The 12,833-nt window shown below is 71.6% G+C and carries 16 protein-coding genes and 1 pseudogene; 11 read left to right on the top strand and 6 right to left on the bottom strand.

The annotated features are described in order from the left end of the window. Positions 1–17 precede the first annotated feature (17 nt). A complete protein-coding gene (locus AB0J46_RS05665; RefSeq protein WP_364328018.1) occupies positions 18–680 on the top strand; it encodes a DUF4097 family beta strand repeat-containing protein in 663 nt (220 codons plus the stop codon). A 200-nt stretch (positions 681–880) separates the two neighbouring features. Here AB0J46_RS05665 and AB0J46_RS05660 read toward each other — a convergent pair whose 3' ends face one another. Genes AB0J46_RS05660 through AB0J46_RS05650 form a run of 3 tightly spaced genes read right to left on the bottom strand, consistent with a single transcriptional unit; the run spans position 881 to position 2,192 of the window. After that, positions 881–1,225: a nuclear transport factor 2 family protein gene (locus AB0J46_RS05660; RefSeq protein ID WP_364326865.1), complete on the bottom strand. Its 345-nt coding sequence runs from the start codon at positions 1,223–1,225 to the stop codon at positions 881–883. Then, entirely contained in the window at positions 1,222–1,659 is a 438-nt protein-coding gene (locus tag AB0J46_RS05655; RefSeq protein ID WP_364326862.1) for a MarR family winged helix-turn-helix transcriptional regulator, read from the bottom strand. The genes AB0J46_RS05660 and AB0J46_RS05655 overlap by 4 nt, the downstream gene beginning before the upstream one ends. Positions 1,660–1,694: 35 nt before the next feature. Beyond that, positions 1,695–2,192 carry a hypothetical protein gene (locus AB0J46_RS05650; RefSeq protein ID WP_364326859.1) on the bottom strand — a complete coding sequence of 166 codons (498 nt, stop codon included), beginning with the start codon at positions 2,190–2,192 and terminating at the stop codon, positions 1,695–1,697. Positions 2,193–2,553: 361 nt separating this feature from the next. Between AB0J46_RS05650 and AB0J46_RS05645 the strand changes: the two genes are divergently transcribed. The 10 genes and pseudogenes from AB0J46_RS05645 to AB0J46_RS05600 all read left to right on the top strand — a co-directional run bounded on the left by AB0J46_RS05645 (position 2,554) and on the right by AB0J46_RS05600 (position 8,179). Next, a complete protein-coding gene (locus tag AB0J46_RS05645; protein ID WP_364326856.1) occupies positions 2,554–3,105 on the top strand; it encodes a hypothetical protein in 552 nt (183 codons plus the stop codon). Positions 3,106–3,110: 5 nt separating this feature from the next. Continuing rightward, the gene (locus AB0J46_RS05640; RefSeq protein ID WP_364326853.1) at positions 3,111–4,523 is read left to right on the top strand and encodes an SRPBCC family protein; all 1,413 of its coding nucleotides are present in this window, start codon (positions 3,111–3,113) and stop codon (positions 4,521–4,523) included. A gap of 56 nt (positions 4,524–4,579) precedes the next feature. After that, positions 4,580–4,786 (top strand): annotated as a pseudogene (gene gvpJ, locus AB0J46_RS05635) (gas vesicle protein GvpJ); the annotation flags it as partial. Positions 4,787–5,000: 214 nt separating this feature from the next. Continuing rightward, positions 5,001–5,804: a GvpL/GvpF family gas vesicle protein gene (locus AB0J46_RS05630; RefSeq protein ID WP_364326850.1), complete on the top strand. Its 804-nt coding sequence runs from the start codon at positions 5,001–5,003 to the stop codon at positions 5,802–5,804. 79 nt (positions 5,805–5,883) lie between these two features. Then, a complete protein-coding gene (locus tag AB0J46_RS05625; protein WP_352355805.1) occupies positions 5,884–6,072 on the top strand; it encodes a gas vesicle protein GvpG in 189 nt (62 codons plus the stop codon). Positions 6,073–6,116: 44 nt separating this feature from the next. Further along, positions 6,117–6,482 (top strand): gas vesicle protein, encoded by a 366-nt coding sequence (locus AB0J46_RS05620; RefSeq protein WP_364326847.1) that lies wholly within the window; start codon positions 6,117–6,119, stop codon positions 6,480–6,482. 26 nt (positions 6,483–6,508) lie between these two features. Further along, positions 6,509–6,874: a gas vesicle protein GvpJ gene (gene gvpJ, locus AB0J46_RS05615; RefSeq protein WP_364328015.1), complete on the top strand. Its 366-nt coding sequence runs from the start codon at positions 6,509–6,511 to the stop codon at positions 6,872–6,874. Then, the gene (locus AB0J46_RS05610) at positions 6,864–7,658 is read left to right on the top strand and encodes a GvpL/GvpF family gas vesicle protein (RefSeq protein ID WP_364326844.1); all 795 of its coding nucleotides are present in this window, start codon (positions 6,864–6,866) and stop codon (positions 7,656–7,658) included. Before gvpJ (AB0J46_RS05615) ends, AB0J46_RS05610 begins: the two co-directional genes overlap by 11 nt. Then, on the top strand, positions 7,645–7,884 hold the full coding sequence (locus AB0J46_RS05605) for a gas vesicle protein (protein ID WP_358289850.1): 240 nt from the start codon (positions 7,645–7,647) through the stop codon (positions 7,882–7,884). The genes AB0J46_RS05610 and AB0J46_RS05605 overlap by 14 nt, the downstream gene beginning before the upstream one ends. Further along, the gene (locus AB0J46_RS05600; RefSeq protein ID WP_364326841.1) at positions 7,868–8,179 is read left to right on the top strand and encodes a gas vesicle protein K; all 312 of its coding nucleotides are present in this window, start codon (positions 7,868–7,870) and stop codon (positions 8,177–8,179) included. The genes AB0J46_RS05605 and AB0J46_RS05600 overlap by 17 nt, the downstream gene beginning before the upstream one ends. Positions 8,180–8,187: 8 nt before the next feature. On the opposite strand, the gene AB0J46_RS05595 is transcribed toward AB0J46_RS05600, so the two are convergent. The 3 genes from AB0J46_RS05595 to AB0J46_RS05585 all read right to left on the bottom strand — a co-directional run bounded on the left by AB0J46_RS05595 (position 8,188) and on the right by AB0J46_RS05585 (position 12,808). Further along, on the bottom strand, positions 8,188–10,500 hold the full coding sequence (locus AB0J46_RS05595; protein WP_364328012.1) for an ABC transporter permease: 2,313 nt from the start codon (positions 10,498–10,500) through the stop codon (positions 8,188–8,190). Beyond that, positions 10,497–11,231, bottom strand: coding sequence for an ABC transporter ATP-binding protein (locus tag AB0J46_RS05590; RefSeq protein WP_364326838.1), 735 nt, complete (start codon positions 11,229–11,231; stop codon positions 10,497–10,499). The genes AB0J46_RS05595 and AB0J46_RS05590 overlap by 4 nt, the downstream gene beginning before the upstream one ends. A 179-nt stretch (positions 11,232–11,410) precedes the next feature. Beyond that, the gene (locus tag AB0J46_RS05585) at positions 11,411–12,808 is read right to left on the bottom strand and encodes a glutamate decarboxylase (RefSeq protein WP_364326835.1); all 1,398 of its coding nucleotides are present in this window, start codon (positions 12,806–12,808) and stop codon (positions 11,411–11,413) included. Positions 12,809–12,833: the final 25 nt, after the last annotated feature.

The following is a 12,833-nucleotide window of genomic DNA, read 5'->3' as shown; positions in this document are numbered from 1 at the left end:
ACCACTCGCAGGAGAGCATCATGCAGTTCACCACCCCCGCCCCCGTCCGCGTCGTCCTCGACATCCCCGCGGGACGCGTGCAGTTCGCGGCGGACGACCGGAGCGACACCACGGTCGAGGTCCGGCCCGCCAACGCCTCGAAGAGCCGCGACGTGCAGGCGGCGGAGCAGACCACGGTCGACTACGCCGACGGCGTCCTGCGGATCGCGACCGCGGCGAAGAGCCAGATCCTCGGCCCGTCCGGGTCGATCGAGGTGACGGTCCAGCTGCCCGCCGGCTCCCGCGTCGAGGCCAAGGCGGCCAGCGCCGAGCTGCGGACCACCGGACGCCTCGGCGACGTCGCCTTCGAAGGCGCGTACAGCCGGATCGAGATCGAGGAGGCCGCGAGCCTCCGCCTCACGGCGGTCGACGGCGACGTCGAGGTCGGCCGGCTGGGCGGGCCCGCGGAGATCAGCACCACACGCGGGGACATCCGGATCGCCGAGGCCGCGGGCGGCAAGGTCGTGCTCCGCACCCAGTCCGGCGACATCTCGATCACCGCCGCCAACGGCGTCTCGGCGGCCCTGGACGCCGGCACCAGCCACGGCCGCGTCACCAACGCACTCAGGAACGACGGCACCGTCGAGCTCGACATCCACGCCACCACCTCCAACGGCGACATCACCGCCCGCAGCCTGTGACCCGCGGCTTCCGACGGGAGGGCGGGCCAACCCGCCGGAACCGCCCTCAAGAAGAAGCCGCAGGTCAGAGCGCTCTTGTGGCGGGACTGTGAAACTGTCGGCCCAGCCCGCGCAAGCTCGGGGCCTCGGGCCGGCCGCCGGTTTCAACAGCAGGTCAGAGGCCCTTCGGGGCCTCTTCTGCGTTGCAGGGAAGGCCGGGCTCAGGAGTCGCGTCGCAGCGAGGACAGGCCCCACAGTTCGGCGATCCGTCCGTCGCGCACCCGGAACATCTCCAGCATGGTCGGTGGCTCCCGGCCGGGAATGCCGTGCACGCTCGTGCGGACGGCGACCGTGTCCCCCTCGACGATCAGGTCCTCGACGACCACCTGGACCTCGGGGAACGCCTCGTGGAACCGCCGCCACGCCTGGGAGACGCTGTCGGGGCCGGTCGTGCCCAGGGGGTGGCTGTGGAAGTCCGCCGCGAAGATCTCCGTCGTGGCGGCGTGGTCGCGGGCGTTGAAGGCGGCGTACATGCGGTGGGCCGCGGCCCGTGCGTCCTCGGTCATCGGCTCTCCTGTTCGGTCATGTTCGCGCGGACGCGGCGCAGGGCGTCCAGCACGAGGTCCCGCTGATGCGGCGGGACGCCGTCGAGGAGCCGCTCCTGGTACGCCTGGTGCGAGCGGTCGAGGTCGGCCGCGCATCGTTCGCCGGTGGGGGTGAGCGCGGACAGGGTGTAGCGGTTGTCCGCCGGGTCCAGGCGGCGGCTGACCAGCCCTTCGGCCTCGAACTCCTTGACCAGCCGGGTGACGCTCGCACCGTCGATGCCGAGCGTCCGGCGCAGCTCGCTGTGGCTGGTCTCGCCGTCGCGCCGCAGGCGGATGAGCAGTTGGACCCGGTGGGGGCTCATGCCCACGTGCCGGGCGAAGGCCTGCCGGAGCTCGGCGCAGGCGCCTCCCAGCTCACGGAAGAACGTGTCCTCAGCGGTCTCTTCGTGCACCATCTTTTTATATCGACAACTCTTGAGATGCTCAAGAGTCAACGGAAGATCGTGTGGCACACCCGCGCCCGCAACCCCTCGAACCTGGCGCACGGCGAGTGGTGGTGCCTACGCCTTTTCGTGTGCTGCGGCTTCCTCGCCGTGTGCTTCGCCGTGTGCTGCAGCGTGTGTTTCGCCGTGTGCTTCACCGTGTGTTTCGCCGCGGTCTTCGGCCGCGTGCCCGGGTGGAGCGGTGGGGCGGCCGGTGGCCGGGGAGCCACGGACAGGGCCGCCTGCGGGACGGCCGCCTTCACGACGCCCGCCGGCCCGCGCCCCTGAGCTTCCTCCTGCAGCCCACGGCTGACCGTGAATCCGACGAACACGCCCGTCCCGAGCGAGAGGGCGACCGCGATGACGACGAAGACGTGGCTGAAACGCCTCCGAGGGGCGAGCGGCGATCCCCGGAAGAGCGCGGACGGCGGAAGGACGGCCTTGCCGCGTGCCGCGGACCGGGATGGGGCCGGACGGATGAACACGGAAGATGGCAGGTCGTTCATGGTCGCCTCCGAGATCACGCTCAGACGGTTGCCGTCTGGCCCGTATGACGCTCGGCGCAAGCTCTCCGGTTCTGGAGTTGGCAGATCCTTGGGCAGGTCGGGCCCAGGTCCTGACGTTCCCGCTCGCCCGGGTCCGGGGGCAGGCGAGGCTAAACACGCCCTGATGGGTCGGCTTGGATTCGCGCTCGCACGCCAACTCCCTGTCCCGTTTTTCGCCAATTGGGTGCTTTGTCGGTTTTCCGGGTAGGTCAAGCCGCGGCGAGCAGGCGTCGGCGTGTTCGGGGTCTGTCCGCGCGCACTGGACCGCGCACTGGACTCCAGTGCAGGTCGAGATGGTGAGCGAGCGGAAGGAGAGCTGACCATGTCGAGCAGATTGCAAATGGCCTTTGCCGTCCTCGCCGGGTACTACCTCGGCAGGCGCCACAAGTTGCGCACGGCGGCGGCACTGGCGGCGGCCGGGCTGGCGGGACGCGCCAGTTGCGGCCAGGGTGGGGCTGGTGGCCTGCTGGCGCAGGGCGTCAAGACCCTCGGCTCCAATCCCGAGATTCAGCGGATGACCGGCCGCCTTCGCGGCGAGCTCATGGAAGTCGGCAAGGCGGCGGTGATCTCCGCGGCCACCAAGCAGATCGACTCCCTGACCCACAAGCTCCAGGAGCGTGGGGAGAAGTCCGGGACCGCGCAGGAAGAAGAAGCCGAGCCGCAGCCCACGAAGCGGCAGGCACCCAGGGACGAGGAAACCGACTACGGCGAGGAGGACTACGACGAAGGCGATCGCTACCAGGAGGACGACGAAGAGGAACCCGAGGCGCCGGAGCAGGCCAGACGCAGGCCCGAGGGGCAAGAGGGTCATGAGGGTCACAGAGGGCAGCGGCGGACACGTCCTGTCCGGCGGGTCGGCCAGTCACGGAGGTGAGTGCGGTGGCTGATGCAGCGAAGAGGACGGCGACCGGAAGCGGCGGGGAAGCCCTGGGCAAGGCCGCCGGAACCGCCCGTCGAGCCGGTCAGGCCGCGACGGGCACGGTCGAGGACGTCACCGGCAAGGCCGGGGACGTCACTGACAAGGCCGGGGACGTCACCGGAAAGGCAGCGGACGTCGCGGGGAAGGCCGGGGAGGCCGGCCAGGGCATCGCCGGCAACCTGCCGATGGACCGGCTCGTGCAGTCCGCGCAGGGGCTCCTGCAGGCGGCGGGCACGCGCGTGTTGTCCTCCGCCGGGGACAAGCTCGACGGACTGACCGGCCGGCTCACCGATTACGTCGAACACGGCGGAAAGGGCTTGATGAGCGCGGTCACGGGCTCGGACAAGCCCGGCTTCATGAGCGGAGCGCTGAAAGGCGGCCTCACGGGAGGTCTGAAGGGAGGCCTCAAGGGGGGCCTCAAGGGAGGACTCAAAGGCATCTGGCAGAAGATCACCGGCCGTGGCGGCGGGAAAGCCGGCCACGCGAAGATCACCAACATCGTCGAGTCGATCGACATCGGTGCGCCCCGGCGCCTGGTGTACGACCAGTGGACCCAGTTCCAGGACTTCCCGACCTTCATGAAGAAGGTCGAGACCATCAACCAGGAGTCCGACGAGGAGGTGTCCTGGAAGGCTCAGGTCTTCTGGTCGCACCGGACCTGGAAGGCGCACATCATCGAGCAGATCCCCGACCAGCGGATCATCTGGCGGTCCGAGGGAGCGAAGGGGTATGTCGACGGAGCGGTGACCTTCCATGAGGTCTCGCCTGACCTGACCCGGGTCCTGGTCGTGCTGGAGTACCACCCGCAGGGCCTGTTCGAGCGCACCGGCAACCTGTGGCGCGCCCAGGGCCGGCGCGTACGCCTGGAGCTCAAGCACTTCAGACGGCACGTGATGGCGCACCTGCTGCTGAAGCCCGACGAGCTGGAGGGCTGGCGCGGCGAGATCCGCGACAGTCAGGTCGTCAAGGATCACGAGACCGCCGTCCAGGAGGAGCGGGAGCAGCAGGAAGCCGAGGAGCAGCAGCCCGAGGAGGGCGAGCGGGCGGAAGCTGAACAGCCCGAGGAGGAGCAGCCCGAGGAGGGCGAGCGGGCGGAAGCCGAAGAGCCCGAGGAGGAGTACGAAGAGGAGCCCGAGGAGGAGGAAGAGGAAGAAGAGGAGGAGCCCGAGGAAGAAGAAGGGGAGTTCGAGGAGGAAGAGGGAGAGTTCGAGGAGCCTGAAGAGGAAGAAGAAGGAGAGGAGGAGGAAGAAGAAGAGGAGCCCGAGGAGCGTCCCGCGGCTCCGGCCGTGGCGCGGCGTCGCGCCGGAGCGCCCACCCGCCGGTCCGCCGAGCAGGACCGCCCGGTACGCCGGCGCCGGATCCGAGCCGAGTAGCCACTCGTCAGGGCCTGTCGCCGAGGGCCCGGCCACCCAGAACCAGGGGGAACGACATGACCGTTCAGCCTGCCGGTCGCGGTACACCGGCCAGCAGCGGCACCGCGGGGACAAGTCTGGCGGACGTCATCGACACCATCCTCGACAAGGGCCTCGTCATCGATGCCTTCGTCCGGGTCTCGCTCGTCGGCATCGAGGTGCTGACGATCGACACCCGGATCGTCGTGGCCAGCGTGGACACGTACCTGCGCTTCGCGGAGGCGGCCAACCGCCTCGACCTGTCGGCCACCGAGAAGGGCCTGCCGGAGGTCGTCGAGGGGGTGACGGCGGCCAGGGCCGTCGGCCAGGCGAGCCAGCCTGACGCCGGGGAGCTGGAGGCCGCCTCCGACGAGCCCGACGAGTTGCAGGAGCTCACGGGGGAGGTCGTGGACCGCGAGGAAGAGCCGCGCCGGGCACGTCGTAGAGAGGATGGCTGAGATGTCGCCACACAGAGAGGCCGCGGAGGCCGCCGGGTCCGAGGACAGGGCGCAGGCGAGCATGAACGGCTACGCGTCCTACGTGTACGGGATCGTGCCGATGGACGTCGAGGTGGAGCCCGGGACCAAGGGGGTGGGGGATCCCGGCGGGGACGTGCGGCTGGTGCCGTTCGGCCAGGTCGCCGCCCTGGTGAGCGACGTCGAGCCGGACCGTCCGCTCGGCCGCCCGCGCGACCTTCAGGCGCATCAGCGGCTGCTCGACCAGACGGCGGCGGAGGTTCCGGTGCTGCCGTTCCGGTTCGGGGCGGTGCTGACGAACTCCGAGGCCGTGGTGGAGGAGCTGCTGAAGCCGTACCACGACCAGTTCGCCGACGCCCTTCAGGAGGTGGAGGGCCGGACGCAGTACGTCGTCAACGGCCGGTACGACGAGCGCGCGATCCTGACCGAGATCCTGCGCGAGAACGGCGAGGCCGCGAGCCTCCGGCAGCAGATCACCGGCCGCTCGGAGGACGCGACGCGCAACGAGCGCATGCGGCTCGGCGAGATCATCGAGGGCACGATCGCGGACAAGCGCGAGGCCGACACCGCGACGGTGGTGGACGAGCTCTCGGACGTCTGCGAACAGCTGGCCGTGCGAGAGCCCTCTCACGAACGGGACGCCGCCCACGTGGCCGCGCTGGTGGCGCACGACCGGCGGGCCGAGTTCGAACAGGCCGTGGACGAACTGGCCCGCCGCTGGTCGGGACGCGTCGAGCTGCGGCTGCTGGGGCCGATGGCGCCGTACGACTTCGTCGGCACGAGCTGACCGCGCCGGCACGGACGCGGGCACCCGGGAGGAGTGAACATCCTTGGGACTGGGGACGTTGCTTTTTGGCTGGCCACTCATGCCGCTCTACGCGGTAGTCAAGCTCGGCGAGCTCATGCGCGACCAGGTCGAGCGCGAGCTGCACGACCCGGCCGTGGTCCGGCGCCGTCTGGAGGCGGTGGAGCAGGCCAGGGCCGACGGCCGGATCTCCGCGGAGGAGGAGGACCGGGCGGTGGAGGAGATCTTGCGGGGGATGGTCGGCTGGTGAGGCGCTAGCGGGGGGCCGCACCAGGGGAGTACGGGGGTGATGTGGTGCCTGCCAGGCAGGAGACCGAGCACAAGCGCGTGCCGGGGACGACAGGGCATGCGGAAACCGGCGGCGAGGGGCCGCCTCGCACGCGTCCGGCGGACATGCCGGCCGCCGAGGTGGCCGGGGTCGGGTTGCGGATGATGACCGAGCTGACCGGCAAGGAGGCCGAGAGCGTCACGCTGGTCGAGCCGGCCGAGGACGGGTGGCTGGTCGGCGTGGAGATGGTGGAGGACCGCCGGATCCCGTCCTCCGGTGACACCTTGGCTCTGTACGAGCTCGAACTCGACATGTCGGGCGGCCTCCTGTCCTATCGACGGGTGCGCCGGTACAAGCGCGGCAGCGGCGACCTCGCCGAGGGCTCGCGGTGAGCGCCAACGTGCGGTCGAGCCCGTACATGCCCGGAGCGTCGTACCAGCCGGCCTCCGGCGGGCGCGAGTCGGCCAACCTCGGCGACATCCTGGAACGGGTGCTCGACCGGGGCGTGGTGATCGCCGGCGACATCCAGGTGAACCTGCTCGACATCGAGCTGCTGACGATCAAGCTGCGCCTGCTCATCGCCTCGGTCGACACGGCCCGCGAGATGGGCATCGACTGGTGGGAGCACGACCCGTGGCTCACCGGCGACACCCAGGAGCTGGCCAAGGAGAACCGCAAGCTGCGCCGCCGTCTCGCGGCCCTTGAGGAGATGGTGTCCGCCCGGGTGGTGGAAGGCGGCGCCGCGACCGGGCACGCGCCTGAGGCGGTCGAGCGTGGCCACTGACCAGGGCGTCTACCTCTACGCGGTCACCCGCGACGAGGGCGGGGGGCCCGACGGCCTGGCGGGGGTGGCGGGCGCGCCCGTGCGCCGCCTCGCGCACCGGGGTCTGGCCGCGTTCCTCAGCACGGTCTCGCTGGCGGAGTTCGGCGAGGAGGCGCTGCGGCGCTCGATGGAGGACCTCGCCTGGCTGGAGGAGACCGCGCGCGCCCACCACCGGGTGGTGGAGGCCGTCGCCGCCCTCAGGCCCACGGCGCCGGTGCGGCTGGTCACCGTCTACACGGGAGAGGCGCAGGTCCGGGAGCTGCTCGACGAGCGGCACGAACAGTTCGACGCGGTGCTGGCGCGGGTGGCCGGCCGGCGGGAGTGGGGCGTCAAGGCGTACGCCGTTCCCGGCGGGGCGGAGCCGGCGTCCGACCCGCAGGGCCCGACGCCGGACGCGACGCCGGGGGCGGCCTACCTGAACCGCCGCCGGGCCGCCCTGCGCAGCCGGGAGGCCGACTGGCGCCGGGCCGCCGAGCACGCCCGGGCCGTGCACGAGGCGCTGATGGACATCGCCGTCGTCGGCAGATGCCACCGGGCCCAGGACCCGCAGCTGTCCGGACGGCGGGAGCAGATGGTCCTCAACGGCGCTTACCTGGTGGACGACGCACGCGCCGCCGAGTTCGCGCAGGTGATCGAGGACGTCGCCGAGCGGGGGGTCACCGTGGAGCTCGTCGGCCCCTGGGCGCCCTACTCCTTCGCCGCCCTCGACCAGGACGGTGAGGCGGCCCGCGGTGACGCCTCCTGAGCCGAGAGGAGCCCGGCTCGCCGCCCAGGGCCGCCTGCCCGACCAGCGGGTGGCGCTCGTCGACCTGCTGGACCGCTTGCTGGCGGGTGGGGCGGTGGTGACCGGCGACCTCGTGCTGTCCATCTCCGGCATCGACCTGGTACGGATCTCGCTGCGGGCCCTGCTGGTCAGCGTGCGCGAAGGCGACGCGGTCGAAGGAGGGATGCGACATGACGAGCCCGACTGACGGGCGGGTGGCCGGACCCGGCGAGTGGCGGCTGGAGACGGACGCCGACTCGGTGCAGCACGACCTGAGCCGTCTCGTGCTGACGCTGGTCGAGCTGATCCGCCAGCTGGTGGAGCGCCAGTGCGTCCGGCGGATGGACAACGGCGACCTGACGGGGGAGCAGCTGGAGGCGGTGGGGCTGACCCTCATGCGGCTGGAGGAGGCCATGGCCGAGTTGTGCGACCGGTTCGGGCTGACGCCCGCCGATCTCAACCTCGACCTCGGCCCCCTCGGCACCCTGCTGCCGGTGGACTGACCGTCCGCTCACGCCGCCGAGCGCATCGTGAGCCGGGCGGGCAGGACGGTGGCCGCCAGGGCCAGCACGGCCGCCGCCCCGACCACCGCCGCGTACGTCCCCACCGGCACGTACGGCACCGCGGACCCGGTCATCCCCGCCCCGAACGCGGCCAGCGTCACCAGCGCGGCCCCGGTGCCGAGCACGACGGCGGTGACCACCGCGCCCAGCGTCTCCAGCCGCAGCATGAGCAGCACCTGCCGCCGCGTCGTGCCGGCCAGGCGCAGCGCGCGCATCTCGCCCGAGCGGGCCGAGGTGGCCATGGCCAGCGTGTTCACCACGGCGATCGCGGTGAAGGCGATGATCAGGCCCAGTGCCACGAACGTGGCCTGCGGGTTCGACGCGCTCACCTCGGCGGCCCGCGCCCGGTCCAGCACCGACGCCCCGGGCAGCGCCCCGGCCAGGGCGTCCACGGTCAGCCCTGGCGCCTTGACCAGCAGGGACGCCGCGGGCTCGTCCACATGGCCCGCCACCAGGTCGTACGGCAACGTCAGGTCGCCGAAGCCCAGCCCGCGGGTGTACACCGCGCTGACCGTCACCGTCGCGGGGGTGCCGTCGCCCAGCGTCAGCTTCAGCGGGTCGCCCACCCCGACGCCCAGCCGCTCGGCGGCGGTCGAGCTGACGGCCACGTCCTTCATCGAGCCGGCGACGATGCCCAGGTCCATCGTGCGGTCGTCGTAGGTGACCGCCTGCGCGCCGTACTTGTCCAGGCCGGACCGGACGGTCGTGCGCAGCACCCGGGTGACGGCCTCGACGCCGGGAACCTTGGCCGCCTCGGCGGCGGAGGCGCCGGTCACGACGTACTCGGCGCGGGTGCCCGCGTCGGCCTGCTCCTGCGCGGCGTGGCCCATCGTGGTCTGGACGAAGAGGATCGTGCAGGTCATCGCGATCATCAGGGTCAGTGGCGACAACACCGAGGCCAGCGACCCCGAGTTGGCGCGCAGGTTGCGCGCGGCCAGGAAGCCGCCCACCCGGGAGGCCCGCAGCGGGACCGACAGCACCGCCGCGGCCACCCGTGCGACCACCGGGCCGAGCAGCGTCAGCGCGATCGTCCAGACCAGCGCGGTCAGCATCGTCACGGGCGTGGCCGCCGCCTCGGTACGCAGGTTCGACAGGACCACCGTCAGCGTCACCGCACCGGCCAGGGCCAGCGGCCCGGCCACCAGCCGCCACCGGGCCACCCTGCCGCTGTCCAGGACCGCCTCGCCCAGCGCCTCCACCGGCCGGATCCTGGTCAGCCGGCGGGCCGACACGCGGGCCGCGACCCAGGCGGCGCCGACCGTGGCCAGCAGCGCGGCCAGCGGCGGGAACGGGCTGACCACCAGGCCGAGGTTCGCGGGGACCGTCCCGAGCGCGACGAACTGGGCGCGCAGCCAGAACCCGACGCCGATGCCCGCCGCCGCGCCCAGCACCCCGGCCGCCCCGGCGACCAGCAGCGCCTCGCCGCCCACCAGCTTGCGAACCTGCCGGGGAGTGGCCGCCACGGCGCGCAGCAGGGCCAGCTCGCGCTGCCGCTGCTGGATGGACAGCGCGAACGTGCCCACCACCACCAGGATCGCGACCAGCAGCGACGTGCCGGCCAGCGCGCCGCCCATGCTGATCAGCTTGACCCGCGCCTGCTCGGCGTCCAGGAACTCCAGCCTGCCGCGTTCGTCACCCGTGTAGACCACCGTGCCCTCGGGCGCCCGGTCCAGGCCGGGGAACACGCCGACCGCGCTGACCCTGCCGGGGTGACCGGCCAGGCGGCGGGCCTCGGCGGTGCTGAAGAACACGGTGTCCTGGCTCGGCAGCGCCTGCGCGGTGACGCCCACCACGCGGTGTCCGCGCAGCTCGGCGCCCACGTCGAGGCCGGCGCGCGCGTCGACGACGACCTCGCCCGGCGACCTCGGCTCGCGTCCCTTCGCAATGGTGAACGGGGTGAGCGCGGCCGACTCCCAGCCGTGCCCGGTGAAGCCGCCGAAGGGGAACGTCACCTCCGGGATCACCTTGTCGGCCCGGATCGCCGCCACGACCGACTCGGGCAGCCAGGCGCGTTCCGTCAGGGGCTTGGCCTTGGTCTTGCTCTTGCCGTCGCCCTTGTCGACGGTCTGGCGCACGTACTGGTCGGCGGCCACGATCGCGGGGGCGCCGGCGTACCGCTCGGGGGCGACGCCGCCGCGCAGGCCGGTCTCCAGCAACATCAGGCAGGCGCACACCAGGGCGGCGGCGCACAGCAGCGCGAAGAACGCGCCGGCGAACGCGGCCTTCCTGTGCCGCAACATCCTCAACGCCAAGGTGATCATCGCGTCCACGCTCCCAGCCTGGTCATGCGCTCGGCCACCTTGTCGGCGGTCGGCGCGGTCATCGCGTCCACGATCCGGCCGTCGGCCAGGAACAGCACGGTGTCGGCGTACGAGGCGGCCACCGGGTCGTGCGTCACCATCACCACCGTCTGGCCCAGGCCGTCCACCACCTCGCGCAGCAGCCTCAGCACGTCGCGGGCGGTCATCGTGTCCAGCGCGCCCGTCGGCTCGTCGCCGAACACCACCTCCGGCCTGGTGACCAGCGCCCTGGCGATGGCCACCCGCTGCTGCTGGCCGCCCGAGAGCTGCGTGGGCCGGTGCCCGGTCCGGCCCTCCAGGCCGACCCGGCGCAGGATCTCCGCCAGCCAGTCGCGGTCCACGCGGGCCTTGGCCAGGCGCAGGGGGAGCGTGATGTTCTCGACGACGTCCAGCGCCGGGATCAGGTTGAACGCCTGGAACACGAACCCGATCCGCTGCCTGCGCAGCTCGGTCAGGGCGGTCTCGTCCATGCCCGACAGTTCCGTGCCGCCGAGCCGCACCGAGCCGGACGACGGCACGTCCAGCCCGGCCGCGCAGTGCAGGAACGTGCTCTTGCCCGACCCCGAGGGGCCCATCACGGCGGTGAACGACCCTTGCGGGATGCCCACCGACACCTCACGCAGGGCCGCCACCGCGCCCTGACCCTTGCCGTACACCTTGCTCACGGCGTCCAACCGCACCACGTCCGTCATGGGTACAAGCCTGCTGGCCTGCGCGTACGCCGACCAGAGACGCGATCACCGATCGCTCATGACGTCTTCATGATCCGGACATTTAGTCATATTTCTCCCGGGCTCTGGACGGCTCGCGGGCGACCGACGAAAAGGGCGACCCCCAGACCTGGGGATCGCCCTTCAGTGGGACCGCCGGCTCACCTTCCGGTCGGCACGCCCGGCTGCTCGGCGGACGTCCGCGGCCGCGGGACCCGGTTGTCACGCAGGTACTCGACCTCGGTACGCAGGTTCGCCAGCAGCTTGGCCGCGATGTCCTGGCTGAAGCCGTTGCGGATGACGAAGCGGATGACGGCGATGTGCTCCAGGTTGGGCGGCAGGTAGTACGTCGGGGCTTGCCAGCCGTGCATCTTCAGCCGCTCGGCCAGGTCGAAGACGGTGAAGCCGTCGAAACCGGGAGCGGTCCGGACGGCGAGCACCGGCAGTTCCGAGCCGTCGGCGATGAGCGACAGCTCGGGCAGCTTGGCGATCTCGTCGCCGAGGTAGGTCGCCACGTCCCGGCAGGTCTGCTGGACGGCGCGGTAGCCGTCGAAGCCGAGCCGCAGGAAGTTGTAGTACTGGGCGACGACCGGCGCGCCGGAGCGGGAGAAGTTGAGCGTGAAGGTGTCGATGTTGCCGCCGAGCAGGTCGCAGGAGAGCACCAGGTCTTCGGGCAGCGCGTCGGGCTCCTGCCAGACGATCCAGCCGACGCCCGGGTACACCAGGCCGAACTTGTGCCCCGAGGTGTTGATCGACTGCACCCGGGGGAGCCGGAAGTCCCACACCCGGTCGGGCTCCAGGAACGGGGTGATGAAACCGCCCACGGCGGCGTCGACGTGCAGCGGGATCGTCAGGCCGCGCTCGGCCTCCAGCCGGTCGAGTTCGGCCGACATCTGCTCGATCGGGTCGTACTTGCCGCACTGCGTGGAGCCGAGCACGCCGACGACGCCGATGGTGTTCTCGTCGCAGAACTCCCTGAGCCGGGAGGCGGACAGCGTGTAGGCCGGCTCCTCGATCGGGATCCAGCGTGGCTCGACGTCCCAGTACTGGCAGAATTTCGGCCAGCAGGTGTGGACGGCGGTGCCCATCACGAGGTTGGGCCGGTCGACGGGCAGCCCGGCTGCCCGGCGCCGCTCGCGCCACTGGAACTTCATCGCCAGCGCGCCGAGCATGGCCGCCTCGCTGGAGCCGCCCGTGGAACAGCCGACGCTGACGCCGTTTGGATCGTTCCACAGATGGTCGAGCATGTTGACGCAGCGCGCCTCGATGTCGGCCGTCTGCGGGTACTGGTCGTGGTCGACGATGTTGCGGTCGAGGGTTTCGGCGATGAGCTCGCGGGCCTGCGGCTCCATCCAGGTGGTGCAGAACGTGGCAAGGTTGAGCCGGGCGTTGCCGTCGAGAAGGAGCTCGTCACGGATGAGAGCCTGGGCCGCGCTGGGGTTCATCGGGCTGGCCGGCATCTTGAAGCGGGGCACGCCGCCCTCGGGCACCAGCCCGTTGTAGAGGGGGTTGACATCGAGCGCTTCCTGCCACCGGTCGGATTCGACTCGTCTGAGCATGAGCTTCACCTTCTCGATGAGTTCT

Source organism: Nonomuraea sp. NPDC049758, from assembly GCF_040674635.1.
GTDB lineage: Bacteria > Actinomycetota > Actinomycetes > Streptosporangiales > Streptosporangiaceae > Nonomuraea.
The sequence above is the reverse complement of the archived record's forward strand: the minus strand, read 5'-3'. Positions and strand labels throughout refer to the sequence as shown.

What these genes read in the sequence shown, in the direction of transcription:
- AB0J46_RS05660 (WP_364326865.1), bottom strand. Translation starts at nt 1,225, where the DNA reads ATGACCGAGGACGCACGGGCCGCGGCCCACCGCATGTACGCCGCCTTC.
- AB0J46_RS05655 (WP_364326862.1), bottom strand. Translation starts at nt 1,659, where the DNA reads ATGGTGCACGAAGAGACCGCTGAGGACACGTTCTTCCGTGAGCTGGGA.
- AB0J46_RS05650 (WP_364326859.1), bottom strand. Translation starts at nt 2,192, where the DNA reads ATGAACGACCTGCCATCTTCCGTGTTCATCCGTCCGGCCCCATCCCGG.
- AB0J46_RS05645 (WP_364326856.1), top strand. Translation starts at nt 2,554, where the DNA reads ATGTCGAGCAGATTGCAAATGGCCTTTGCCGTCCTCGCCGGGTACTAC.
- AB0J46_RS05630 (WP_364326850.1), top strand. Translation starts at nt 5,001, where the DNA reads ATGTCGCCACACAGAGAGGCCGCGGAGGCCGCCGGGTCCGAGGACAGG.
- AB0J46_RS05625 (WP_352355805.1), top strand. Translation starts at nt 5,884, where the DNA reads ATGCCGCTCTACGCGGTAGTCAAGCTCGGCGAGCTCATGCGCGACCAG.
- gvpJ (WP_364328015.1), top strand. Translation starts at nt 6,509, where the DNA reads ATGCCCGGAGCGTCGTACCAGCCGGCCTCCGGCGGGCGCGAGTCGGCC.
- AB0J46_RS05600 (WP_364326841.1), top strand. Translation starts at nt 7,868, where the DNA reads ATGACGAGCCCGACTGACGGGCGGGTGGCCGGACCCGGCGAGTGGCGG.
- AB0J46_RS05595 (WP_364328012.1), bottom strand. Translation starts at nt 10,500, where the DNA reads ATGATCACCTTGGCGTTGAGGATGTTGCGGCACAGGAAGGCCGCGTTC.
- AB0J46_RS05590 (WP_364326838.1), bottom strand. Translation starts at nt 11,231, where the DNA reads ATGACGGACGTGGTGCGGTTGGACGCCGTGAGCAAGGTGTACGGCAAG.
- AB0J46_RS05585 (WP_364326835.1), bottom strand. Translation starts at nt 12,808, where the DNA reads ATGCTCAGACGAGTCGAATCCGACCGGTGGCAGGAAGCGCTCGATGTC.